Below are 26039 nucleotides of genomic sequence, written 5' to 3'. Positions count from 1 at the left end.
TTCAGCTATCTTTTTTATTTTTGTATCTCTCTATAAAAAGAAAAGTCATTCATAGTTGGTTGTACTTGTTTCTCTACTTGTAATTCTTTACTTTCCCTCTCTAGCTTTCTCACATTTCCTAACTTAATCGCATCTTGCATGCTATTACTAATTAGATTTCCAGCTAAAATTGTCATACTATAAAAAGCAATCGGTATAAGTACAATCCATGTATGAGTAGTTAAATGACGGAAGTTTTGACCAATTAGGCCGGTCCATTCTTTTGTTACACTATCTGCCTCTGTACCAAAGATAATTGTTCCACCAAAAAATAACTCTAACAAGCCAAGATGCAAGAGAAGTAATAAAGTACTCACAAATTGTTGAGCAACAAGTAAAAAAAATGATGGTAATACGTGTGGCCATACGTGATTTTTCACTCTATGCCATTTACTGCCCCCAAGCACAGTTGCTGCCATCATAAATTCTTCTCTTTTTATCCGACGGACTTCCTGCGCTGTATATAACATAATTGTTGGTACCGCTAAACACGTAAGGATAACCATTTGAAATATTACCCTTAAATGAAACGGCTCTGGTACTGTCCCATTTTCAAACACTAAAACTTCCTTTAACACAAAAAAAGAAATCATAACCATAGGTACAATGCTGAACGGATCAAAAAAAGATGCTATAACTGGAAAAGAACGTTTGCTATACATACCAAGAAGCAAACCAATACCTCCTCCAACTATAACTCGTAGAATCGCTATAATTACGCTCGCACCAACTGTCCATTTCGCTCCTTCTATTATTAGCTGGAAAAGATCGCGTCCTTTCTCATCACTACCGAACCAAAATTTATTCGACGGTGAAAATGGAGCAGCCTCTAGTTCTCCTTTTTCGTTATACATCATCGTAAGTTCACGGATATTCCCATCGAAAAATAAAGTATTTCCAATACTAACAATCATAAGTACGCTTAAAAAAGTAACACCAAACCAAAATCTCACATCTCTTTTTACAACTTGCCACATGCTAAACACGCTCCTTTATTACATTTTGTAAAAACGTATGTAATAAACGAAATAGTATAAAAAGCGGTACGTATAATATAATTAAACTTACTGTAAATATTTCTAATTTCGAATTTTCTTTTACAAAAACAAACATACCGTACGTATTAAATATCCATTCAATAATATACAAATTTGATAACATAAATAAAATATTTGTTTTTGCATAATAGATTGTTGTTAACAAAACATTTCTTGAAATATGATTTGTTAAAATATGTCGTAAACTAAGCCCTTTACTTTTAGCAAATATACTATAATCTTTCTCTAATTCTTCTCTGAAACGTAATAGTAGTAGCTTAATAAATAATAGTGTTGTAGGCAAAGTTAGACATATTATTGGCAATAGGCGAGCCCTTTCCTCCCCAATCCCCGCTAGTTTTACTGGCATAAAGCCTGTCTTTTGAAAGATTATTACGACTAGAAGTTGCGATAATAAAATTATTAAAATATCTGGGATGCTTTCAAGTACAACAAAAATCCCATTCCACATTCGTTGCTTTGATTGAGACCGTTGTAATACCCACACAACGAGAACATACGCAATAAGTAATGACAGTAAAAATGCCGAAATAAATACAAACATTGTCTCTAAATAATGAATCCATATTTGCGGAAATAATTTCCTCGAATCTCGAAATCCATATGTAATTTCCCAAGGTTGGAGTAACTTTCCTCCAATAAACACAATCGTGTTCCAAAAACCAATTAAATCAATTTGTAATCCCTTAAATAATCGAGGGAGCGCACCTAAACAGATTATACATAGAATTGCAGCGAATAATTGTAAACAAGTAATCCCACACCACTTGAACATTTTTAAAGTTATTGATATTCACCGTTACCATTTCATTTGCAATTATTAAATTTGTGCTACTTTTCATCTTATTTTTTCTTACACTCGGACGAATTGGCTCTAACATGACAAAATTTTAAAAAGGAATGAACTAACTTTCCATCAAGATGGATATACCACTTTATAGAATTGGTATCATCAATTATAAAACTGAATTTTCTGAAAAATATTGAAAAATAGATTTTATCAATATGAGTAAATTTGTTATCTGATATTATAAGAATATTCCCTTTATTAGGGTGATGGGAGGATTATATGAACGTTCAACTAAAGGGGAATGAACAACTTACTGAATTACTTAATGAATGGTATTTACAAATTCGTTCCAGGAATAGTGGCAATGCTAATCGTTTAAAAAAAGAAATCGAGAGTCAAATTAGTAATATACAAAACAATCAAGATTTATTATTTTATTACTCACTTCTTAATTTCCGTCATAAATATCTAATTAATAACATGGGTATTTCTAAAAATAGTTTTGACAAAATCGAAGGTTTCGACACTCCAAGAGAAGATTACCTAGCATATTACTACCACTTTTTTAAAGCCATTCACTCTAATGCAGTTGGAAGCTATAATTTAGCAAAAGAGCATTATGAAAAAGCTGAATTACTACTAATACACATTCCTGATGATCTTGAAAAAGCTGAATTCTATTATAATTTAGCTATTTTTCATTATCATATTCACCAAGCTCTTTTTGCCATAAAATACGCAAATATATCCAAGGATATATTTATTAATAACACTGATTGCGAATTAAAAATTTCCTATTGTAATAATCTTTTAGGATTAGCTTGCACTCACTTAAACGAATTTGAGATGGCAGAAGAATATTTCCTCACAGCAATAGACTTATTTCGTTCATTCGGTAACGAAAGGGATATATTAATTGCCCGTCAAAATTTGGGTTTAATGTATGCTGAACAAAAACAATCTGTCTTGGCAGTTCGTTATTTATCTGAAGTAAATGAAAAAATGTCAAGTAACTATAGAGCACTTTTTGTTGAAGCTAAGCAACGCCTAATATTAGGAGAAACAGACATTGCATCAGAGCTTATAAAAAGAGGTCTACATATTTGCAAAGAATTAGAGATACTGGAATACCAATACCACTTTGAAATTCTTGATAACTTATGCAACGGAGATAAAACTGAAATTTTAGAAAAAAACATCTTAGCAGGAATGGAGTACTTTGAGCAAGAACAACTATGGGAGTATATTCAAGAATATTACGAAATTTTAGCTCTTAAGTTTCATAACGATACACAATTCGAAAAATCTAGCACATACTTCCATTTAACTTATCAGGCAAAAGAAAAAATCATTAGCAAAGAGGTGGCAAAATGAAGATCTTAAAATTAAGTTTAGTATGCCTTATCGCAATAGGTATTTTTACAATTGGAAATTCTTCAATCGGATTTGATGTCCAACAAGCTAGTAGTGCTGTAATTAGTTATGCACATGGCAATACTGGCTGAGAGTATTACTCACAAAAGGGGAAATAACCATATTACATTTGTAATATGGTTATTTCTCAGAGTGTTAGGAAACCCTTTAGGGGTTCCCAACACTCTGTAATCATTTTGATTTTAGCGAATAAAAACAACATAAAATAATAGAGTTTCAAAAAAATAGCCCTCCACCAGACCTTTTTTGGTCAGATGGAGGGCTATTTTTTTCATGTTTTGACAAGCTGCGGTGAGATAAGCCTGTATTTGGACAGACTTCAGCCCTCGAAATCGAGCATATCGATAGCCATGTAGTTCTTTGGCGTCTGCAAAGCTTCGCTCTATAGTTGAACAGCGTACTTTGTACAACTTTTTCCCTGTAACTGTTAGTTTGTTTTTTCTAGCGATATCCTTATATTTCTCCCATATATGATGAGTGATAACTTTTTGTTTTTGTTTCTTTGAAAAACATACCTCACGTAGCGGACAAACAGCGCAGTCTTCTGGCTTCGATTTATATTGACGATATCCTTCACGATCCGTTGTCGCATACTCTAAAATACACCCCATCGGACAAGCGAATGCATTCATTTCTTCTACATATTTAAATTGGCTTTTTGGTACTTCTTTATTTCTTTTTCCAAATCGGCGATACCCCATCACCATAAATATATTTCTCTCCGATAATTTCTTACAGATATAGCTCGTAAAATAGCCTGCATCAAGAGCTACAGCTTCTACTTTGAACCCGAATTTATCAATTTGAGCTTGGAGGCGTGCTAAATATGGCTCGGAATCTGCCATATTTCCAGCCGTTACATAGGTATCTGTAATAATATTGTACTTCGCATCAGTCGTACGATGGTCTAAGAAATGAAAACCGTTCGGTTTTCCATCTCTCATTAAAAATCCACTATCTGGATCCGTTGTACTTATACGAGTTTTTTTGGTAGGGGTATCACTTTCCTCTCTAGGTTTTAATTCTTTTTTCCATGTACCTTACGATCTTCGATTACCGCAGCTTCTAGCTCATCTATATAAAACTTTGCTTTTTCTTTTTTATATTTATGTACAAATTTATTTTTATTGGCATTGGCCTTAATGTGCGTAGAATCTGTCATTAGCGCACGTCCTCCCACCATCTGGTGCTCTGTCGCTTGCCTCACGATCTCATCAAAAATTTCTTCGAAAATATTTGTATGAATAAAGCGGGTACGGCGATTCCAACTGATTGTAGAATGATCTGGAATAGTATCTGATAGAGAAAATCCTAAAAACCAACGGTAGGCGATATTCGTTTTAATCTCTTTTTCCAATTGACGCTCCGAACGAATACCGTAAAAATATCCAATAAACATCATTTTAAATAAAACGATAGGATGGATTGACGGACGTCCATTGTTTTCACAGTAATAAGGGCGTAATTTCTCTTCAATAAAATCAAAACTAATTGTCGCTTCAATCGCACGAAGGAAATGATCTTGTGGAACCAACTCTTCTACAGAAACAGATACACGTTCATCACGATGATTTTTTAAAGCACCCATCATAAAAACTCTCTCCTTTTCCTCTTTTTTATCAGTGTTGACACATAAAAAGAGGTTCAGACACAAAAACAGGCTGTGGAGAAGACTTTCTCCACAGCCTGGGAAATAACCATATTACATTTGTAATATGGTTATTTCTCTTTTCTCCTTTTTTTATCAAAATAGAACAATGGAGTACCTAAAAATAAGCACTCCATTTTGTATTTATACATATTGTTGTCTTTTTACTTCTTTTGATTTTTCCCACTCGGATGTTATTCTACTGACTTCCTTTAAATCTAACTTTTCAGCGGGTATTAAATCTATAGTCGTTTATCATCTGTCTGAACATAAATCATATATGGATCACGACCGATTACTGTTCCGTTTAATTGTTTTGATTCGATTAAAATAAATCGACATGGTATTTCTTTTTGTTCTACATATTACAAAATCATATCGAAATGTAAAAGTATATATGAGCCACCTCACTTAGATTTATTTAAATAAGATTTTGAGGATTTACACCGCTAAATAAATTTACCTTCACCGTTTCTTGCTTCACTTTTGATTTTGTCTCTTCTTCACTTGCACTCTCTGTTTCTACTGGTTCATCTTTTGAAGATTCAACATTTTGAACAGATGGCTTTTCAACTGTCATTTGAGGAACGGTCATAACTGTATTCCCTTGCAATAAAGCTTTCATTTGGTGAAGTTCTTGATAAAATTCATCTTTCATCAATAAATCTCTATGCATTGCTTGTTGTACTTCAAAACTTTTCACATCTAACGTGCCATATTGCTTAATGAAAAATTGTGCCAAAGTCACTAATGAGTCACCTATGTTATCTTGGTTTTCGTACCATTTCCAAAAATCCGGATCATTTACTTTTTTTAGTTTCCATCCATATTGTTCTGGTTTTCCTTTTGTTTTCATATCTTACCACCTACCTAAACTAACACTTCATTTGCTAGTACATCTAAGCCTTCAATATTCATATCAACAGCATATTCAGCTGGAATCCATAGCAATTCCAGTTTGTTTTTCTTACAGAATGAAACTAATTCCTGTTTCAAGTCATCCTCTAATGCGATTGACCCACCACCATAAATTGCAATTACTTCAGCTTCACTAGCCGTGTTGTTTCTGTATTTATTACGAATATCACGTAAAATATTTTCAGCTTGTACAAAGCGTGTTTCATAGAAAAACTCTTTAGCTTCTTTATGGAATTTATGCTCTGTTTTCAATAGAATTTCAGCAAATTGTTGGCGAGTAAGTTCTCCAACTCCTGGTCTTTTGTCTTGTAATAATGAGATTGCCTCTAGTAATGCGTGTCCAATCCCTCTTCGTTCACCAGTACAAGAATCTGGAATTGGATTTAATCCATCAGTATAGATGTATTCCGTTGTTCCATCACCAATATCAGCATGAAGAATTTTCTTTTTAGAGAATACTTCTACAGTCAATAAATTTTGAATTTTATCTTCACCATATTTTAATTCTTTTTCACAAAACTCTACATATCTATCAAACATTTCATAATCGTTGTCAGCAAGCGCACGAATCATTCGATATAATGGCGGAATCCCTTCGCGTGTTACTGTTACTTTTTCAAAATCAACTGTTACTGTTACCTTTTCTTCGGCAACATCTACGATTGCAATATGTGACTTTTCTACAAATCTTTTTTCTAACTCTCTAGCGTGTTCCGGTTTCCATTCACTAGCCGGAATAGCTGTAGTTAAATTTACTTTTACATCAAGTGTTTTTGGCAAACTTCTAGTTTCTCCAAAATCCTTCTGAATTGCTTTTGCAGCCACGATACTAACTAAATGAATAATCGGTAGATCGTCTTCATGTTTTCCACCTTCTTCAATATCCATTGTTGTTGTATCTTTAGCAAAATTCATAGCACGTTTTCCTACAAGAAATTGGCCACTACGTTTAATTGAAGAACTTGTAATATGTACATTTAATTCGTTTAGTAAATTCACAACACATTTTTCGATGTCAGTTTCACTTGGAGTGAGAGGTTTGAACAAACGTTTGTATACGCTTGGAACTTTTTGAACCTTATCCTCAATTTTGAACTTAACTTTACTATTTCCAATATCCGCTTTTAAGTTAAATATATTACTCATATTTACCTCTCCTTTTAATAGTATTTTAATTCTTTTACAAAACTATATAAAAACTAATTGATTACAAAAAAATCATTAACTAATACCTTAATGATATTTTATCATGTTTTTCTGAGTAATACAATCATAAAGTTATCAATAAAACTCAAAATAATTACTTTTAGATTACTTTTAGGTATTTATTAAGGTTGTAATTTGTGGTTAACGAGTTATCTACGTGGCATTTAGCGATAAAACGTTCTTAGAGATAACAAAAACAACAGAATAAATTACTTTTAAATCACTTAATGATGACTAAAAGTTTCGTTATCGCCATTTTTTGAACAAGGCTGTGGTATTATCTATATTTATCTGTTGAGTGCAGACATTAAGACTTTGGACTTACTCATTCCCGAAATAGATCGACACACTTCAAAAACAAAGAGTCCTAGATACTAACTATCTAGGACTCTTTGTTTAAAAACTCTGATTTTCACAATTAAACAGTAGAGGAATTACTTCCAGAATTGCCACCATTTCTTCTTTTTTTTCTTTTGCTTTGATTCCAATACTTCCCGTAGTGTTTGCAGCAACAACTCATCTCGTTTTTTTATGCTTTCATCGACATATTTCCGCAATTCCTCCATTTCCTTCCTGATTCTTACTAACTCATTTACTGTGTCAATCGGTGAAGAGGTGTCTTGAGGTTGTTTAGCTTGTTTGTCCACGTTGTTTATTGTGTCCTCACTATTGTTTGAAATGTTTACAACGTTGTTATGGACGTTTAAAACGTTTAAAACACATTCAGGAATTGTCCCAAAACTTTGTTCATGTAATTCCATCATTTGTTTAAGTAGCTCTACATCACGGGTTGAATACAATATTCGGCCATTCTTTTTCTGGAATGCATGTCCTAAACGTCTGAAATGCCCCGTATACGTCCGCAATGTGCTCGGCGTTATGTTTAGCTTATTTACAACGTCCGAACTATTTAATGGACGTTGTAAACGTTCTAAAGGGATGACTTGACTCATACAATCAACTCCTAATTTGAGATTTGAAGATTACGTGAGTTGCTGTAGCAATTCTGGGGGGATTATGAAAACCCTTGTCCTTCGCTAAAACTAGTGGAATTTCCCTAAAAGTTTTAATTCTATCTACGAGGTTTGTCAAAGTTCCCTATAAAATCTTAAATGCATGAAAAATATATTTTTTATTATTTTTTCATTTGTTTATGTATAGATTCATTTATTAAGTAATAATTTCAATCACTATATAAAAGTTTTCAATAATAATATAAAAGGTACAAATACTATATAGTTGAAAAGAAAAGTTTGGAAACTCTTGTGGCTCTAAGGTTAGATGAATTGTCTGAAAAATCGAATCGGAATACTAACTTATCCATAACTATAACTACAAATTATGCAGATTCACACAAATCTTATAACAATATACTAAGGTTTACACAATTGAATTATAGATATACTAACAATTCCACAAGTATTTAAGCGTAATCTAGTATACAGGAATATAAAAAAACAGTTAGGGATGAAAAATAACCCTACTGTTTTTTAGAATTATAGGGTAATAGAAAGATTGTCTATTTTATTTCAACATGACAAATAGCCCTGTCCTTAGTAATTTTTTTGAACAAGGCTTATAATCTATTCGTTTTTTTTATTTAAGTAAGTCGGAATGCATTAGGTACATCTATATCATGAGAAATGAGTTCCAGTACAAGTGCATGACGCGTATCATCGTCTAAATATCGTTCCGCCCATGGCACAAACGATTCACGCAGTTTTGCTCGTATCATGCCGCCGATTGATTTTATTTTTTCTCCAAGTGCTAAGAAACTTTCACATTGATCCATTGCATAACTCATGGTATACGTCATAAAATCATCACGAAGTTGTTTGTTTTTAATATATGTAGCGATTCGTGATACTTCTCCTTTATAAGAAACAACAATGTCTTTACGATCTTTATTGGTTAATGCTATGCCAATGGATTCAAGACGGGCTGTTGCTTCTTTACGCATTTTAGCTTCTGTTTGTCTAATTTCAGCTCGATCATTTTCAATAACGCATGCAGAATTGATGTTAACTGTAAATTGAGTGATAACAATTTGTTGGATTTTTTCACGTATGCGTGCTATCCGCCCTTTACGTGGGTTTCTAACCTTTTTTGCAGCAGCATCAAATTTAAAGATTGGTGAAATAATCTCTATGTAGTTACGAACTTTTTTTGCATTACGCCCTAAACGTTCCTTTAAGCCGTCCATGTTGCGGGTGCAATTATAATCTTCAACAGAATTTTTGCTATATTCAAGTTGATGAGTAAAGTGGGTACATAATCCTAAAAATTCAATAATACCTTTGCTGTCACGATGGGAAACTAATTCTTTTAAAATAGAAGTCTCTAACAATAAGTTAGGGATTCGAAAATATGAAAGTTTTCCATCATTATCTTTTGTTTCTTTTGCTGTACGATTTAATCTTGCATAGTTGCAAATTTCATACACTGGAATTTTTCCGTTAATAAAAATTTCTCTAACAAGTCCAGAATGAAGTAAAGCTTGGAAACCTGTATGAATAGTTGTATAGGGGATATCGGATTCGTTCGCGATAATAGATAGTTTGAAATCGCGAGGAAGTCGCCCTAAATCATTTACCTTATAGTGAAGTAAAATATAAGTGGCTAATGCTGATGAAGGCAAAGCATATTCTCCAAGCTCGTTATTTTTGATTAAATATATACGAAGCTCATTAAAAAACTTTGGTCCATGCATGAGGAATTTTGATTTTTTATTTTTTTTACTGAATTTCATGTTTGTATTGAAAGTTCGTTTGTCCAAATGAATATCGCTAGTTAGATCCATAGCGGTTATGTTTTCAAAACCAGTTTCCATAGAAAAAACCTCCTATTTTTTACCGCCGCAAATGCACAGAAAAACGCTGGAAAAGTAGAGGTTTTTATTCACATTATAATTTATACATGCTATAATAGTTATGTAGCATGTATAATTATAAAAGATAAACCCCCTACTTCAATCGGGTTTTTAATTGGTTCACCGGCCAAAGTGAATTTACCAATTAAAAATGTGTGCGGTAGGGTTTGTTTTTTGTTTTTTTTACTATATTATAGTTGTTTTTTATGTATATGTTCTATTGTATAACTATTATTGAAGGATATCAATAATAGTTATGGTTTTATTTAAAGCAAATATCATATAAATTTTAAAAATCTCTAGTTATAACTAGAGATTTTTTATTTGATATTTAATGTATTTTGAAAATGTTTTAAAGTCAACTAATAATTTCTCTTGTTTATATCCCAAGAATTCTAAATATTCATTCAAGTCGTTTTCTATGGACTCTTTTTTATTTATAGGTAGATTATTTAGTTCGTGTTTTAATTCTTGAATTAAGTTTTGCAAAGATGCAGTACTATTGTTATTTATGTTTGCAATATCTTCTGTGCAATCAGGAGGTGTTAGTATAGCATCTTTTAAAATATGCTGTTCAAATTGTAGTTCATCAGTTTTGCCAAGTAAATAATCTGTACTTACTTCTAATGCTGTAGCAGTTAAAACTAGAATATTATATGGAGGTTCTGAACCTTTATTCTCCCAATTAGATACAGTTGTTTGAGGTAAGGGAGATCCAGATAATTTACTAATTTCCTCTCCTAATTGTTTCATACTCCATCCGCGATCTAAGCGTAGCGTTTTTACACGGGCACCAAAAATACTCATATTTCAATTCCTTTCTAATTAATATTCTATAAAGGTGTGCATCTAAAATGGTTAATCGATAACTACTTTGGATATGCATCCTGAAAAAATACTAAATTATAGTTGATTTCACTTTTGAAGTGATGTACAATGTAGTTAAATCAAAAGAAAGGAGGTTGAATTAACTATGTTATACCAAGAGAGGGTAAGTAAATCAATTTCTTTAGAAAAGCTTTCCCAAAAAATACACATTAAACCCCAAGTATTACATGCAATTGAAAAAGGAAAATCTGGAGTGAATGCAGAACGAGCAGAAAAGATCTCTGCTATTTTCAATAAACCTGTAGACTACTTTTTTATACCGACTTACTATAGGGTTCGTGAAGAAGAAACTTCATAGTAATTGATTACAAAAGATGAAATTTAACTAACTTTCTAGATTAATTATAGTAAATAATATTCAAAATTCAAATGGAATTACTGGTTTTTGAAAACTAAACATATATATTAATGGGATAATACGATGAAAAGATTCCAACATTTATATAGCAAAAGTAACCACAAGCAGTCAAAGAAAGGATGAAGTATAAGTGGTGAAATATCGATTAGGGTATGACTATGTATTCATATCAAGCGAACCGATTGTGTATAAAGGAGAAGAAGTGAGCTCAATGAGTCTGGATGTTTTGTTTCGAGTATTTGATGAAAACGGACAGGAGCGATTGTTTGATGGGAAGGAATTGACAGATCAACGTCTTCTCTTAAAAAATGGAGAATCTTGTTACCTAACAGAATTAGTAAGATGTTCGTTTGACAAAGAAGCCATTGTATCATTTGAACGAAACCAACGTTTATTAGAAGGCAGTGGGTACACCATAGAATGGACGATTGATTCGTATGCCAAAGATGTAGGAATCGGTTATTCCGAAGCACAGGAAATTTCAAAAGAAAAATGGATGGGCATAATGGTGCACTACCGAGAGTTATTTGATAATCGGGATAATTATTCTGCACAAAGCTGTTCTTATTTTACCGAGAAAGTGCTAGGTCGGTAGGGAAAACACATGATTTTCAATAACAAATAGAAAGTAGGGAGAAAAATGAGGCGTAATCAACTTGTAGTTGGTAAATCTGGGGAAGGAATGGGAATGAATCGAAGTGCTATTTCTGAATATAGTCAGGCAATGGCAATTGCGAGAACCTTTGTTAAACCAGGAGAACGAGAAGGATTTTGGGGAGAATACGCTGTCGAATTATTAGCAGGCTGTATGATGTATATGCAAAAAAAGAGTGGAGAACTCTTGTACGTGGATGTAAAACAAACTGTAGATTTTCTACAAGAGGCAAAGAAACAAGAGGAATATATAACAGAATGTATGAAATCAATGGAGGGGAATCACCCATCTTATCACATATTTAGGATACTGGCCTCTTCAGGATATAAAATAAGGAACGGGGTAATTGACACACTAACAGCAATGCTCCTTGAACAGGGTATACACCATAAAAACACTGAATTTCCAGAAAATAAGAATGTTCTAATTAAGGGCGGAGTAGGGAAAGGAAAAACGTTGGTCATGAAACAGTTCATATCCCATCAGAATCTAGAGAATATAAAAGTAATGATTTTGGATGGAGATGGAGAATATCGAGCGTATGGCGAGGAGGTAGACGCTGTAGAAGTCATTTGTCTTTCTTTACAGAATGCCGCAGTATTGGGCGTGAAAGAACGAGAAGCATGTTTACAGTCAGATTTGGTATGTATAGATGAAGGAAATAAGTGGCATAATCAGAACCCAAAAGAGTTTGTTGCATTGCTAGAAGAACTACAAGCCCGTCACATTCGAATCATTGCGAGTTTTATAGAAGTGCCTAAAGCAGTGATGGAAATATTTGATTTTCATATGGACTTAGATGAATCTGTTTTTTAATAATACTTTATATTTCTGTCTAACGATATAAAAAAATAAAACGATGAAAGGGGTATATGGACATGCGTTTGACACAAAGTATAGAGGGGATGTACATCAATCCGTTTACTTTACCAGAGGTGGGAGCGGAAGTGAAGAAAAATAACATAATTCTTGGGAAACCTGGGAGAGGCAGAAAGTTCTACTTAATGCAAGAGTTAAACCGATTTGCAGAAGATTTTGTAGTTTCTAGTCAGGCTTATCAGGCTGTGGAACAGACGACTGTTTGGAAAGACACGGTGGTGGATTTTTTAGCAAGTACGATACTGTATCTGCGTATGTTTCCAAAAGAAGAGGCATTTTTAGCTGATTTGCGAATGTTCTTTACACAAATGGAAAAGAACCCCTATATATGCTCTCATATTATGGACGTATTAGATGAGAATCATCCATTTTATCAAGTTATGAAGCGATTTGATGGGCAGAGAATATGAAGATGAAAGCACTTAAGGGTAAAGAAGAAATCGAATCTATCGTAATTACGCTAAGGAGTCTATGGTGAAAAAAGAGGACAGTACATGAACCTGTTGTTTGTGAAGATTTATCGTGAGCTTGCGAGCGGGAAATGTTTGCAAACAACGGGTGTAGCAACTGTAGCGTAGCGCAAGGCGGTAGGACGGAGAATGGGAGGCTATGAAACTGAGGATAACCAAAAAGGCTTTATTCATACTCGTATCAGTTTCTCTGTTAGGAGCTTGTAGTGAGCTAAAGGACAATCGTGTAACAGAACACCAGGAGACACCAATAAAAAGTGTCAAAAAGAATGAATCTGTACACTTGCCAGTCAATATTTTTGAAAATAACAACTATAAAATTGAAGGGCAAAAAGTTACATTCACTCGTAGCATTACTAATGTTGAAATAAAAGATTTTGGCCAATCATCTGAACTTGATTTTCGGGATCGGTATAACGATTATGTAAGTAAAAAAAATTTAAACCTCAAAAGTGATTTTAAACTACTAATCATTAATATGAAACATGAAATAAATGAAAAAGCAAGAAGTAATCCATATGAAGGCTATTTATTAAACGAGGGTTCAGGTCTTGTAATAGGTGAAAGTGAATTAGCTAGTGAAAATGAATTTTTAGAATACCAGCAAAGATATATTACCACCGATCATAGAGCAAAATCGACTTTTGAACAATCAGGAAAAATATTATTAGCGATTCCGAATAAATACGCTAAAAATAAAAGCTTACAACTAAAAATCGTTCAAAAAATAAATAAGACAAAGAAACTTGTTTATGTTGATTTGAATTAAACGAGGTGGACGAATGTTAGACGACATTATAAAGGGTATAACGAATTTCTTTTTTGATATGCTTATGGGGAGTACAAAGAGCTTCCTTGATATGATAACTGAATTGTTCCAAAAAAGCGTGGATACGGTTCAAACAAATGTTTCAGAAACGCCAACAGAGTTTTCCCAAACGATTGTCGATAACTTGAGGATTATTTCTGACACCGCCATATTGCCCGTTGCGGGGCTGATTTTAACATATGTGTTTTGCTATGAGCTATATCAACTAGTTGTTGAAAAAAATCGTGGTGGCGATTTTGAAACGGGACAATTAATGTTTTTAATCATTAAAACAAGCGCAATGATTTTATTGTTAACTAACGCTTTTGATCTCGGTAAATGGATAACAAATCATGTACCAGCCTCGGCATTAAAGATTCCCGATTCTATAAAAGAGAACATTGTTGGTTCAATAGAAGAGGGGGATGTAGGATCTGCTATGTCAATGTGGTTTGTTTCAGGTATTGCCTTAGTCATAACATTCGTTATGAGTGGGATTATCTATTTAGTAGCTTGGAGTCGTATCGTTACAATTATGCTTTATATTTCAGTTGCTCCACTTCCATTTGCAACATTTTTAAATCGTGATTGGATTGGAAGCATAGGGCAATCATACGTTAAAAATTTATTGGCTCTAATGCTTCAGGGATATTTCATGTTAGTCTGTCTAGTTGTATACGCTGGACTACTTGAAAAGGCAAATAGCTTAATAACTACCGAAGGAACTGGTTTATACGGATTAATGCTAATGATTGTTTCAATGGCAATTCTAGTAGTCACGTTAACTAGAACACATACACTTGCTAAATCTGTAGTGGGGGCAATGTAGATGAAGCTATGGTTCACTAAAAATAAAAAGTTATTAATTACGTTTGGTGTAATGTCTCTAATAACATTAATAATAACATTGTTTGAGATACATTTAATTGTAGGTAACGCTGAAGATTTATACGAATATTCAACATCAAAAACTGTTACAGATGGTTTAAAGACTGTTAGTGTACTAGGTGTGTTTAATATGATACTACTTGTTCTTTGGACATTTACATTTATACTTATCTTTCTAAAAATAATTTTCCCAAGTAAAAAGGTAGTACACAACGCCTTATTTATAGAGGAATTAAAATTTTTGAAAGATATGCCTAGTCAACTTAAAAGGGGGTTAGATAAGAATGAATAACAATTTCGTTGTATCTATTCCCAAAGAGTTAAAGACCATAAAATCTAAATTGTTTTTTGGATTAACTAAAAGACAATTAATCGGATTTTCAATCGCTTTAGCAATAGGTTTACCAGTATTTTTCTTACTAAAAAGCTTTAGTGTAGATATTGCTTTATATGGTCTTTTCTTTACAGCATGCCCAGCAATTTTTGCTACAATCTTTACCAAAGATGGTATGCCTGCTGAAACGTGGATCAAACTGTATTTAGAATATAAATATTTAAATCCACAAAAGAGATACTTTAAAGTATCAAAAAGAAACGTTAAAGTTGCAGCAGAAAGGAATATGATGAATGAAAAACGCAAGGTTAGAAAAACTAAATCTGTTTCAAGCGTTGCAAAAACTAATTGATTCAAAACGGCCAATAAGAAAAACCACACAAGAAACATTAAATTACAACAAAATGTATCCTAATGGGTTTTGTCATGTTGGACAGAAAACATATAACAGAATGATTCGCTTTTCGGATATATCGTATCAATTATCACAAGACGAAATAAAACAAAGGATTTTCGCACAATATAGTACATTATTAAACTCATTCGATGACACGATTAAAATTCAATTTTGCTTTATCAATTATCGCATGAATGGTCAAGAGAATGAGGAAGTACTTGAGTACAGCAAAAGCATGAGTAATATTGAAGATTTTGAAACAATGCAGGAAGAATACTTTTCATTCTTAGAGGAACAAAGGCAAAAAGGAAATAATGGTATTGTCCGAAATAAGTACTTGGTTTTTTCAATTACAGATGAAACTTATGATAATGCCGTTAGACGTTTAGCAAGTATCGAAGAAAATATCAGAGATCACTTTAAAACATTGGGCGTAGGAGTGGAGGAACTAAACGGAATTGAAAGATTATCGATCATTAATTATTTATTGAATAATAATTCTAAACACTATATAGAATTAGAGAATTTATCAAAAGAACTATTAAGTAGCGGTACAACTAAAGACTTGATTGCACCAAAGAATATAGATTTTGAGTCCTATCCAGATGAATTTAAAGTAAATAACAAACACGGATCAGTATTACATTTGAAAATTGAAGCTACAGAGTTATCAGATAGGGTTCTAGCGGATTTTATAGAGTTAGACCTCGAACTACTTGTTAGTATGCACATTCGTGGTCTTGGACAACAACAGGCTGTCAAAATGGTTAAATCAAAAGCATCTGACCTGGATAGTATTAAAATTGAAGAACAAAAAAAGGCCCTACGTAGTGGTTATGACATGGATATTCTTCCAACAGATTTAAATTATCACGTTGAAAAAAGTAGAAAAACTTAGCAGTTCGCATCAACATAACTATTACCCCTTCAAAAAAGAATATTCAGAAAAAACAAACATCTTCAACCATACCTTGAATTCGCTTTTTCCCACTTAGTAAAATAGCTTGGAATAAACACGTAACAAAAAATAATCAACCAAACACGATAAATCCCAAAAGTAATTTTTTTAAAGTTTCATTTTGGTATATATACCTAATCCCTTCTTTAAACTCTGTTATTAACATCTTCAAATTAACTTCTTTCCATTTTGTTCTACCATTTGGTAAACGAACTTTTTCTGGAATGGAGATCGTTTGAATCAAAATACCACTCGTAATAAAAGTAAGTGTATTTACTAAAATGCTCCCATAAATTCCAAAAGTCCAGTACACCATCGTTGCAATTCCTACACCAAACAAAGCATACAAACTATTTACCATTTGATTAATACCCGCTGCTGCACCGTATTGGTCTGATTCAACTACTCCCTGTATCATCGATTGTTCTGATGGAGAGAAAAATTGTATACATGCATTTTCCAAAAATAAAAATATAAAGACAAGTATAATCATCCCGTAATAAAGCGAAATTAGGATTCCAATATTACAGAGCGAACAACATATGTTACTTACTGTACATATACGTTGTTTATCAAAACGATTCACTACTGTCCCTACTAATAGAAAAAAGATTAATGCAGGTAATGCAATCATAATTTGTGTCATCGTTGCGTAAACTGGTTGTTTTCCGTATTGATCTAGCAAATAAAACATTAAAGAAATTCCAGCAATCATAGAACCGAGTCGCTCTAAAATATTTGCTAGAAAAAAACGTGCATACACTTTGTTGCGAAATAACTGTAGCATTTCTTTCATACTTCGTATCCTTTCTCTCGACAAAATAGTATTGTTTTAGTCATTTATTGGAAGTTACATTATATTTTTCGACCATTATCCAATCTTTTCCTTCTTAATAAAAAACAAAAAAAAAGAGCCCTTATTCTCAACACAAGGACTCTTTTCATAAACTATTTAGCTACCTCTTCTTTCGGCATTACCATACCTTTATAAAGTTGAACAGTTATCCAGTAATAAATGAAATAAATGACTAAGAAAATTCCTATTGGCACCCACACTTTTACAAACGGGTCAACTAATATAAAGCTGAATAAGTTAAGCCCTACTAAAACGTGAGAAATGCCAATGATCGCTGGGAAGATAAATAAATATGAAATTTCTTTATATATACTTTTCGTTAACATGCTACGTCTTACACCGATTTTTCGTAACATTTCATAACGGCGTACATCACGAGAAGCACCTGTTAATATTTTGAACATAAGGGAACTCGCCATCATTGCTAAAAAGGCAATTCCGAGGAAAAATCCCATAAACATTGTTCCGCTCATGAAGCTGTTCATAAACTGATAAATTGTCATTTTCGTAAATAAGTCTACCTTTTCACCTGTTACTTTTTCAATTTGTGCTTTTTGTCTCTTGTCTATTTCGATCAATAACAGTTTATATTTTTTCATATCATCTACTTTTGCTAATGTTACAGTGTGTTCTGTTCCTTGAATTCCTTTATAATGCTCTTCGTCTGCAATTCTTACTGGTTTTCCGTTAAATTGATTATGCGTAATTTGTATCTCTCTTACAACTGCGTCTTCCCAATCCTTTGGCATACGAGGGAATTTTACTAATTCAGGAGCCTCTAAAGCTGAATATATAGGTTCTGTTAAAGGTTCAGTCACACGTTTACGAACAGGTTCTTTTAACGTTTTTGTATCAAAATGGTCTGAAACAAGTGGTGGTTTCGCAGTTAAGTCGTTACGTAAATAATAAACCGCTTCTCCATCTACTTTATATTTGTACTTGCTTTCTTCAACAATTTCCATTTCTTTCAAGGCAGCTTTGTCTTGATCATTCGGATCATGAATTACAACATCATATACACGAGAAAAGTCTGTCATAATACCTACATTTTTTTGGAAAGCCATACCTGCCGTCATCGCACCTGCCCCTAATGCAATTAACATCGCTACAGTACCTAATACTCTCGATAAACTATTTACTCGAAAGCGTAGCTGTGCATATGTAAAACTATTTAGACCAGTTTCATTTCGTTTTTTATTCCCCTTAATTTTCATCACAAAAAATGGGAGTAATGAACTAAAGATAAAATATGTTCCAAGTGTTGTAACGATGGTTGCTATAATAAAACCTAATTCAGCATATATTTTTACATTGATCATAAAATAGTACCCTATACTTACTAGTAATACACCAAGTACTGTCATTATAATAATGCGAGTTTTACTTTTCTTCACTTCATCTAGTGTTTCATCTTCACGAATTAACTCTAGTTCAGTTTTACGTAACAATCGGACACTGTTCATTAAGCCAGTAATGAAAAATAGTATTAAGAAGAAAATAGCTGTAACTAAAATTGCTGGTGTGTATACAGATGCATAACTACCTTTTGCTGAAATTTCCATTCCATTCATTAAAAAGTTTCCTGCTACACTTGCAAGTAACATCCCTACTAAAATACCGATAATAATACTGACAATCCCCATACCGAATGTTTCAATAAATAATAACTGTGCTACTTTTTTCTTTTTTGCACCAAGCATCATGTACATACCGAGTTCTTTTCTTCTTAATGTGAGTAAGAAAGAGTTGGCATATATAATATAAAATACAGTAATGAAAGATAATAGTATTGCACCTACCCAGAATACGAGTCTAATACTACTAATAAGACTATTATCCTTCGTAAATTCACTATTCATCGCCATCGTTTGGAACATGTAAAAAATACTAATGCTAATAACGAGACCAATAAGTAAAACCATATAATCTTTTAACATCTTTTTCATACTATGACGTGATAATTTAAATAACATAGTTTCGCCCCCTACTTAGACTCAGCAGCTGAGCCCATATGAGCGAGCACACCTAAAATGTCTTGATAGAAATTCTCTCTAGTGCCTTGACGATTTAATTCTTTATAAAGAAGACCATCTTGAATAAATAAAATACGCTCACAATAACTTGCACTAAATGCATCGTGTGTAACCATCAAAATACTTACATTGTGATTTTCATGTAAATCTTGCATCGCTTCTAATAAACTTTTTGCGTTTTTACTATCAAGCGCACCTGTCGGTTCATCTGCTAATACAATTGCTGGATTATGTACTAAAGCTCTGGCCGCCGCTGTTCTTTGCTTTTGTCCTCCAGAAACAGCCGTCGGATATTTTGTTAAAATTTCGGTGATGCCTAATTTCTTCGCAACGTCATTTACCTTTCCAGTAATCTCACTTGACGGTACGCCTTGCAAAGAAAGTGGTAAAGCTATATTTTCATAAATTGATAAGTTTTCTAGAAGATTAAAATCTTGAAAAATGAAACCTAATTTTTGAGAGCGAAAATCAGATAACGCATTGCCCTTCATAGAAGTAATATTTGTACCAGCTATCGTCACACTACCACCTGTCGCTTGGTCAAGTGTACTTATCACATTAAGTAAAGTCGTTTTTCCAGACCCAGAAGGTCCCATGATCCCGACAAATTCTCCTTCTTTAATACTTAACGATACACCCCTTAATGCTTTTGACTGATTCTCATTTCTTTTCCCATACGTTTTTTCTACACTTTCTACAGTAACTACATTTGTTGACATCTCTTTCACTCCATCCCTTTTGTATAAAATTAATTTCTCACATATTTCTTATTATTTTGTCATGTGAATCCTTAAGAATTTTTTAATTATTCATTTAAGAAGAGTTACACCTGTAACATGAACCTTTTTCCTACTTCATATTCTCATTTTTCTACAACTCGTTCCCTCGATTTCGCTTACATTTACCTTACATTTTTGTAAGATAAAAAAGAAAACACACTAATTTCTAATAGTGTGTTTTCTTTACAATCAATATTTTCTATTCTTTATTTCTTCTTCAATACTTGCCACAAATACATCTAGCGCAATAACTTCTGACTTCTCTTCCCCATATTTACGTACATTTACAGCTCCGTTTTCCATTTCCTTATCCCCAATAACAAGAACATACGGTACTTTTTGCATTTGTGCTTCTCTTATTTTATATCCTAATTTTTCATCTCGTGCATCTTGTTCAACACGAACTCCAGCTTGTGCTAATTTATGTGCAATCTCATTGGCATATTGTTCATGTACTGCATTTGAAACTGGAATTACTTTCACTTGAACTGGTGCCACCCATGCCGGGAACGCACCTCCAAAGTGCTCAATTAATATTGCTAAGAAGCGATCTAATGACCCTAAAACTGCCCTGTGAATAACAACTGGTCTTTTCTTTTCATTATTTTCATCTATATAATTTAAATCAAATTTCTCTGGCATTTGGAAATCAAGCTGGATTGTTCCGCACTGGTGACTTCTATTTAAAGCATCTTTAATATGAAAATCAATTTTCGGCCCGTAAAATGCGCCATCACCTTCATTTAGTCTATATTTATAATTTAGCGATTGTAATACATTTTCTAATGCCGCTTCTGCTTGCTCCCATAATTTATCATCACCCATTGAATCTTCTGGACGAGTAGAAAGCTCTACTTCATACTCGAATCCAAAAGTTTTATATACGTAATCAATTTGCGCCATTACGGATTTGATTTCATCTTCAATTTGTTTTGGAGTTACAAATAAATGTGCATCATCTTGGCAGAAAGTACGTACTCTTAATAATCCGTTTAACGCACCACTAAATTCATGACGATGTACTTGACCAAATTCACACATACGAATCGGTAATTCACGATAAGAATGCAATTTATTTTTAAACATAAGCATGTGTCCTGGACAGTTCATCGGTTTTAATGCAAAACTTTTATTATCTACTTCAGAGAAATACATATTATCTTTATAATGTCCCCAGTGCCCTGATCTCTCCCATACTTCTTGGTTCATCATGAACGGAGTGCGTACTTCTTGATAATTGTACTCTTTTTGAATTTCTCTTAAAAATGCTTCCAATTCGTTACGAATCATTTGTCCTTTCGGTAAATAAAACGGCATTCCCGGAGCCTCTTCAGAAAACATAAATAACTCAAGCTCACTGCCTAACTTACGATGATTTCTTTTTGCTGCTTCTTCAACGAAATGTAAATACTCTTCTAATTCTTTTTGAGAAGAGAATGCAACACCATATATGCGCTGAAGCACTTGGTTATTACTATCACCTCGCCAATATGCACCGGAAACGTGAGTTAATTGAAATGCTTTCAAATAACCTGTAGATGGTAAATGTGGTCCTCTACATAAATCTACAAATTCACCTTGTTTATATAGTGTTACACTTTCCCCACTAGGAATTGCTTCTAAAAGTTCTAATTTCAAGCGGTCGTTCATTTCTTGAAACAGTTTAGCTGCTTCTTCTCGAGAAACCTCAACTCGTTCTATCTTTATATTTTCATTTATGATCTTTTTCATTTCTTTTTCGATTCTCCGTAAATCTTCTATGTTTACACTACTTGGAAGATCCATATCATAATAAAATCCATTTTCAATAACAGGTCCTACTCCAAGATTTATATCACCATACAATCTTTTTACAGCTTGCGCTAAAATATGTGCCGCGGAGTGTCTTGCAATTTCTACCCCTTCATTTGAATCTATAGTAATGATTTCCACTTCCGCATTTTCTTCAATATTTCGGCGTAAATCATATAATCCATCATTTACTTTCCCCGCGACTGCTTTCTTTTTCAAACTACTGCTAATGGATCCAGCAATTTCTTCTAAAGTAACTCCATTTACAAATTCTTTAACGCTACCATCTGGAAATTTAATTTCAATCATTTGTTCTTTCATTTTTCATCTCTCCATTTCATAATAAAAAGCACACTCATCCCTAAAATAGGGACGAGCGTGCTTTTACCCGTGGTTCCACCCAGATTCCCATTGTAAATATACAATGGCTTCGTTTACGGTAACGTCGTTTACACGGCACTAGATACTTCATTTCCCTAGTGCAGCTCTAAGGTGGTAAGTTATTTTTCTGCGTTAGGAAGTTCTCAGCTTTCCTTCCTTCTCTGTATAACCGGGGAAAATAACTCGTGTCCTTTTCTTCGCTTATTATGAAATTGAATGCAAAAAAGCATATTCATCCCTAAATATAGGGACGAATATGCTTATATCCGTGGTTCCACCCAGATTCCCATCACAAAAAACATAATGGCTTCTTTTGCGATAACGTCGCATACACGGCACTAGATACTTCATTTCCCTAGTGCAGCTCTAAGGTGGTAAGTTATTTTTCTGCGTTAGGAAGTTCTCAGCTTTCCTTCCTTCTCTGTATAACCGGGGAAAATAACTCGTGTCCTTTTCTTTGCTTTTTGTAAAACATCCATTTATTGTTATTTAATATATCTTATTCATTTTATTTTTGCAAGTGTTTAAAAAAATTATTTATTTAATTTAAAAAAGTGAAACCAATTTTTTTTGGTTTCACTTCACAATTTTACCAATCTTGTGGTTCGTAATTTAAGTCTGCAAATAGACGTCTTTTCTCTTTCTTCGTTAAATCTCTCCACTGCCCAACTGGTAAATTATTCAATTCGATATTCATAATTCTCGTACGTTTTAACGTGTATACTTGATAACCTAAAGCTTCACACATACGGCGAATTTGACGATTTAGCCCTTGTGTTAAAATAATTTGGAACTCATATTTTGATAACTGTGTAACCTCACAAGGAAGCGTTTTTGTTCCTAAAATTTTAACACCCGCTGCCATTTTCTCTAAGAAATCAGGTGTAATTGGCTTATCTACTGAAACGATATATTCTTTCTCATGTTTGTTTTCAGCACGTAAAATTTCATTAACAATATCACCATCATTCGTTAACAAAATTAAACCGTCTGAGTCTTTATCAAGACGTCCAATGTGACTAATTCGTAAAGGATGGTTCACTAAATCGATAATATTACCTTTTACTGATTTTTCACTCGTACATGTAATACCTACTGGTTTATTTAAAGCGATATATACGTGATCTCGAGCAATTCGAAGCTGCTCTCCATTTACTCGTACATCATCACCTGGGTTCACTTGGTCACCAATTTTTGCAACCTTACCGTTAATAATTACTCTTCTCTCATTAATTAGTTTATCCGCTCCACGTCGAGACGCTTTTCCAGCTTCACTAATAAATTTATTGATACGCAAATTAGGCACATCCTTTTCTAAAAAAAATTTCAAGCTCACACTGCTTCTACCGTACAATACAAAAGGGTAAGCCTCCTATTATAACTTAAATATATTAACATGAAAGGGTATATAACGTCTTCTATTAATTACTTGTTTATAAGAAAATATCTTTATTATACATTCATTTATGCACTTTTTCAGCGTTTAATATACAAGCCATTCTTCCTTACATACAGCTTGTTTTCCTTTTATCTCTTCTATCTCTTCATGAATATTAGCTAATTTATATAAACCTGGGAAAATCTCTTCCACATAATGTTGATGCGTCTTTTCATCTTTCCAATACGTTAACACTATGTAACGATTTTCATTTTTTAAAGACTTCCCAACTACTCCACCTAACATTCCTTTTGCTTTTTCCATTCCTTTATTCCAAATTGTTTCTTGCTTCTGTAAAAAATGATTTTCCTTTTCCACCTTTACATCACATATAGCAATTCTTACGAATGATCCTTCTGTAACAACGTCTTTCAAATGCGTATCAGTTATATCATACAACGTTTGAAATAATTCAATTTCACATGAAAGAAACGTATCCTCTTGATTACTATTTAAATAAATTGTATCGTGAGCACCATTCATAAATGATTGATATGTACTTCTATCTTCCCATAAAGTAAATACACATGCCTCATCTTCATACCATCCACCAAATTGTCCATGAAACCCATCTAGGTGCCGTATATCACGCCATTTTCCTTGCGCATTTGAAAACAATTCCTTTTTCTCTTCTTCCACCTTACAGTAGATTGTTTTTAGTAGCATTTTTAATTCCCCCTTATGATCCAATCCATTTCCCACTCGCCATACTTTCTATTTTTCCATATACACAAACATTAATTTTTTGTTATCAACTCCATTACTTAATCAAAATTTGATGCCCTCCGTAAATGTTGTAAGTTGATTACGAGAATACTTACCGTGTAAAAATACATCTAAAATATAAAAATTAAAATCTCTTACTTTGTTTTCTTATCCCAGTTATAGTTTACATAATATAATTATGTATTACTATTTATATCATTCAATAAAATATACTATTTTATTCTATACGCATACTATTTTAAATTCAAACAATTCAGAATTAAAATCCAAAAAAGATAGAAAGTAAACAATCCTACATTATCATCTACTCCCTATCTCTCTTATCATCAATTATTTTTCAAATAAATAATACGTAATTTCTCCTGGATAATGTAATACAGTTACCTTCCGCTCCTCTTTTTTAAAACTAACAGTATGCCCGTTTTCCCCTAAGTTCTCCCATCCATTTGCCTTTGTAATAGGCATTACACTTGTATATTGATAGTCCTCTTCATTATCATCGTTAATATGGATTGCTGACATTGGCACTGGAAAATCTTTAATTTTAGATTCTTTGTCTACATATATGAGTGCAAATAAACCAACTAATAACATAGCCATTGAAATACTTAAAACCAGTTTTCTTCTATTCATTTTCACTAAAAACCCTCTTTTCTCGCATATAACTTTCGTCATTTTACTAAATTTAATTATTCACGTATAGAAAAGACATAATTTAAATTATTTCTAACCTATTTTCTCTACTTTAAACAACATTATTGTTATATATTATAATTATAAGTTTTTAAATTTTGGAGGCGTTACATATTGCAGAAATTACTTTTTACTAAATGGACAGTTGTTATTTCTATTTTCATCATTTTTGGTACAATTTTCTACGTTACTAATGTTAATAATAACAGCGAAAAAGCAACTGTAGAAACAGCGGAGACAAAAACTTTCAAAACGAAATTACAACCTAAAATTAATGAATTGACTACTCATTATAATGACATCATCGAAAAAGATTGGTTACCTGCCTGGGAAGAGATTAACACGAATGGAGATTCAGTAGATCGAAATAAACTATTAGTTACAATGAGTGCTGTTTCCAAACAGTACGAAACAATTATGAACGAAATAGACACGCTTAAAATTGAAGAAAACATAACAGATATAGATATACAAAAACAACTACTTCAATTCACAACTCAGTTTAAATCCGCATCAAATTTCATGAAAAATGCAGCAAATTTAATTATAGACGGAGCAAATAACTCTACTCCAACCAATGAAACTATTGAAAAAACAAAACAAGCTTTAGGACTTGCGGATCAACATATTGTCATCGCTTTATCTACTTTAAATGAAGTTGAAGATAAATTAGGACTTACAAAAAAATAAAACTATTTACTATTTTAAAATAAAAAATGATTGCAATTCACAATTTGTATGTCTA

Annotated in this window: 26 protein-coding genes, 1 pseudogene and 2 other annotated features; of the genes and pseudogenes, 12 read left to right on the top strand and 15 right to left on the bottom strand. The window is 32.9% G+C overall.

The genetic code is table 11. The annotated features are described in order from the left end of the window. Nucleotides 1–14: 14 nt before the first annotated feature. Nucleotides 15–1016, bottom strand: a complete 1002-nt coding sequence (locus V6946_RS12005) for an ABC transporter permease subunit (RefSeq protein ID WP_000267878.1) — start codon at nt 1014–1016, stop codon at nt 15–17. Nucleotide 1017: 1 nt separating this feature from the next. Beyond that, the gene (locus tag V6946_RS12000) at nt 1018–1872 is read right to left on the bottom strand and encodes an ABC transporter permease subunit (protein ID WP_406622318.1); all 855 of its coding nucleotides are present in this window, start codon (nt 1870–1872) and stop codon (nt 1018–1020) included. A 294-nt stretch (nt 1873–2166) separates the two neighbouring features. Between V6946_RS12000 and V6946_RS11995 the strand changes: the two genes are divergently transcribed. Together V6946_RS11995 and V6946_RS11990 are read left to right on the top strand one after the other, a co-directional pair. Next, the gene (locus V6946_RS11995; RefSeq protein ID WP_033692099.1) at nt 2167–3261 is read left to right on the top strand and encodes a Rap family tetratricopeptide repeat protein; all 1095 of its coding nucleotides are present in this window, start codon (nt 2167–2169) and stop codon (nt 3259–3261) included. Next, nucleotides 3258–3392 carry a hypothetical protein gene (locus tag V6946_RS11990; protein ID WP_006919435.1) on the top strand — a complete coding sequence of 45 codons (135 nt, stop codon included), beginning with the start codon at nt 3258–3260 and terminating at the stop codon, nt 3390–3392. Before V6946_RS11995 ends, V6946_RS11990 begins: the two co-directional genes overlap by 4 nt. A gap of 111 nt (nt 3393–3503) precedes the next feature. On the opposite strand, the gene V6946_RS11985 is transcribed toward V6946_RS11990, so the two are convergent. The 6 genes from V6946_RS11985 to V6946_RS11960 form a co-directional block, all read right to left on the bottom strand. Next, nucleotides 3504–4912, bottom strand: a protein-coding gene (locus V6946_RS11985; protein WP_097822430.1) for an IS1182 family transposase whose coding sequence is annotated in 2 segments (ribosomal slippage) — nt 3504–4351 and nt 4351–4912 — 1410 coding nt in all. Because the reading frame shifts where the segments join, the coding sequence is not laid out codon by codon here. A gap of 478 nt (nt 4913–5390) precedes the next feature. Next, nucleotides 5391–5825 (bottom strand): hypothetical protein, encoded by a 435-nt coding sequence (locus V6946_RS11980; protein ID WP_006919437.1) that lies wholly within the window; start codon nt 5823–5825, stop codon nt 5391–5393. Between the two features lie 14 nt (nt 5826–5839). After that, complete coding sequence (locus V6946_RS11975) at nt 5840–7033, bottom strand: ParM/StbA family protein (RefSeq protein WP_006919440.1); 1194 nt, start codon at nt 7031–7033, stop codon at nt 5840–5842. 494 nt (nt 7034–7527) lie between these two features. Next, nucleotides 7528–8046, bottom strand: a complete 519-nt coding sequence (locus V6946_RS11970; RefSeq protein WP_006919442.1) for a MerR family transcriptional regulator — start codon at nt 8044–8046, stop codon at nt 7528–7530. A 647-nt stretch (nt 8047–8693) separates the two neighbouring features. Further along, the gene (locus V6946_RS11965) at nt 8694–9923 is read right to left on the bottom strand and encodes a hypothetical protein (RefSeq protein ID WP_006919444.1); all 1230 of its coding nucleotides are present in this window, start codon (nt 9921–9923) and stop codon (nt 8694–8696) included. 348 nt (nt 9924–10271) lie between these two features. Further along, complete coding sequence (locus tag V6946_RS11960) at nt 10272–10769, bottom strand: helix-turn-helix domain-containing protein (RefSeq protein ID WP_366982278.1); 498 nt, start codon at nt 10767–10769, stop codon at nt 10272–10274. A gap of 166 nt (nt 10770–10935) precedes the next feature. On the opposite strand from V6946_RS11960, the gene V6946_RS11955 reads away from it, so the two are divergent. From V6946_RS11955 to V6946_RS11915, 9 genes are all read left to right on the top strand, one after another. After that, nucleotides 10936–11148, top strand: a complete 213-nt coding sequence (locus V6946_RS11955) for a helix-turn-helix transcriptional regulator (protein WP_006919448.1) — start codon at nt 10936–10938, stop codon at nt 11146–11148. Nucleotides 11149–11338: 190 nt separating this feature from the next. Next, nucleotides 11339–11803 (top strand): hypothetical protein, encoded by a 465-nt coding sequence (locus V6946_RS11950; protein WP_006919450.1) that lies wholly within the window; start codon nt 11339–11341, stop codon nt 11801–11803. 45 nt (nt 11804–11848) lie between these two features. Beyond that, nucleotides 11849–12679: an ATP-binding protein gene (locus V6946_RS11945; protein ID WP_006919452.1), complete on the top strand. Its 831-nt coding sequence runs from the start codon at nt 11849–11851 to the stop codon at nt 12677–12679. A 62-nt stretch (nt 12680–12741) separates the two neighbouring features. Next, nucleotides 12742–13152 carry a hypothetical protein gene (locus V6946_RS11940; protein ID WP_006919454.1) on the top strand — a complete coding sequence of 137 codons (411 nt, stop codon included), beginning with the start codon at nt 12742–12744 and terminating at the stop codon, nt 13150–13152. Nucleotides 13153–13351: 199 nt separating this feature from the next. Continuing rightward, entirely contained in the window at nt 13352–13981 is a 630-nt protein-coding gene (locus V6946_RS11935; protein ID WP_366982277.1) for a hypothetical protein, read from the top strand. A gap of 13 nt (nt 13982–13994) precedes the next feature. Continuing rightward, nucleotides 13995–14849, top strand: a complete 855-nt coding sequence (locus V6946_RS11930; protein WP_366982276.1) for a VirB6/TrbL-like conjugal transfer protein, CD1112 family — start codon at nt 13995–13997, stop codon at nt 14847–14849. Beyond that, on the top strand, nt 14850–15200 hold the full coding sequence (locus V6946_RS11925) for a hypothetical protein (protein WP_006919459.1): 351 nt from the start codon (nt 14850–14852) through the stop codon (nt 15198–15200). It abuts the gene before it with no gap. Then, the gene (locus V6946_RS11920) at nt 15193–15594 is read left to right on the top strand and encodes a PrgI family protein (RefSeq protein WP_006919461.1); all 402 of its coding nucleotides are present in this window, start codon (nt 15193–15195) and stop codon (nt 15592–15594) included. The genes V6946_RS11925 and V6946_RS11920 overlap by 8 nt, the downstream gene beginning before the upstream one ends. After that, nucleotides 15536–16537 (top strand): hypothetical protein, encoded by a 1002-nt coding sequence (locus V6946_RS11915; protein WP_406622317.1) that lies wholly within the window; start codon nt 15536–15538, stop codon nt 16535–16537. Before V6946_RS11920 ends, V6946_RS11915 begins: the two co-directional genes overlap by 59 nt. A 136-nt stretch (nt 16538–16673) precedes the next feature. On the opposite strand, the pseudogene V6946_RS11910 reads toward V6946_RS11915, so the two are convergent. The 7 genes and pseudogenes from V6946_RS11910 to V6946_RS11880 form a co-directional block, all read right to left on the bottom strand. Next, nucleotides 16674–17402 (bottom strand): annotated as a pseudogene (locus V6946_RS11910) (MFS transporter); the annotation flags it as partial. A 143-nt stretch (nt 17403–17545) separates the two neighbouring features. Further along, nucleotides 17546–19426, bottom strand: a complete 1881-nt coding sequence (locus V6946_RS11905) for an FtsX-like permease family protein (RefSeq protein ID WP_006918597.1) — start codon at nt 19424–19426, stop codon at nt 17546–17548. Between the two features lie 11 nt (nt 19427–19437). Further along, the gene (locus V6946_RS11900; protein WP_000106426.1) at nt 19438–20205 is read right to left on the bottom strand and encodes an ABC transporter ATP-binding protein; all 768 of its coding nucleotides are present in this window, start codon (nt 20203–20205) and stop codon (nt 19438–19440) included. A 249-nt stretch (nt 20206–20454) separates the two neighbouring features. Next, nucleotides 20455–22377 (bottom strand): threonine--tRNA ligase, encoded by a 1923-nt coding sequence (gene thrS, locus V6946_RS11895; protein WP_000663097.1) that lies wholly within the window; start codon nt 22375–22377, stop codon nt 20455–20457. 44 nt (nt 22378–22421) lie between these two features. After that, nucleotides 22422–22644: a binding site (T-box leader), on the bottom strand. A 36-nt stretch (nt 22645–22680) separates the two neighbouring features. Then, nucleotides 22681–22904, bottom strand: a binding site (T-box leader). Between the two features lie 122 nt (nt 22905–23026). After that, complete coding sequence (gene rluF, locus V6946_RS11890; protein ID WP_001222171.1) at nt 23027–23734, bottom strand: 23S rRNA pseudouridine(2604) synthase RluF; 708 nt, start codon at nt 23732–23734, stop codon at nt 23027–23029. A 186-nt stretch (nt 23735–23920) separates the two neighbouring features. Continuing rightward, nucleotides 23921–24541 carry a DUF4937 domain-containing protein gene (locus V6946_RS11885; RefSeq protein WP_000925169.1) on the bottom strand — a complete coding sequence of 207 codons (621 nt, stop codon included), beginning with the start codon at nt 24539–24541 and terminating at the stop codon, nt 23921–23923. 390 nt (nt 24542–24931) lie between these two features. After that, a complete protein-coding gene (locus tag V6946_RS11880; RefSeq protein ID WP_050566488.1) occupies nt 24932–25276 on the bottom strand; it encodes a hypothetical protein in 345 nt (114 codons plus the stop codon). A gap of 132 nt (nt 25277–25408) precedes the next feature. On the opposite strand from V6946_RS11880, the gene V6946_RS11875 reads away from it, so the two are divergent. Further along, nucleotides 25409–25984, top strand: a complete 576-nt coding sequence (locus tag V6946_RS11875) for a hypothetical protein (protein ID WP_001170892.1) — start codon at nt 25409–25411, stop codon at nt 25982–25984. Nucleotides 25985–26039 lie beyond the last annotated feature (55 nt).

This window comes from Bacillus sp. PPSBB_2 (assembly GCF_045291115.1).
Classification (GTDB): Bacteria; Bacillota; Bacilli; order Bacillales; family Bacillaceae_G; genus Bacillus_A; species Bacillus_A cereus.
The sequence above is the reverse complement of the archived record's forward strand: the minus strand, read 5'-3'. Positions and strand labels throughout refer to the sequence as shown.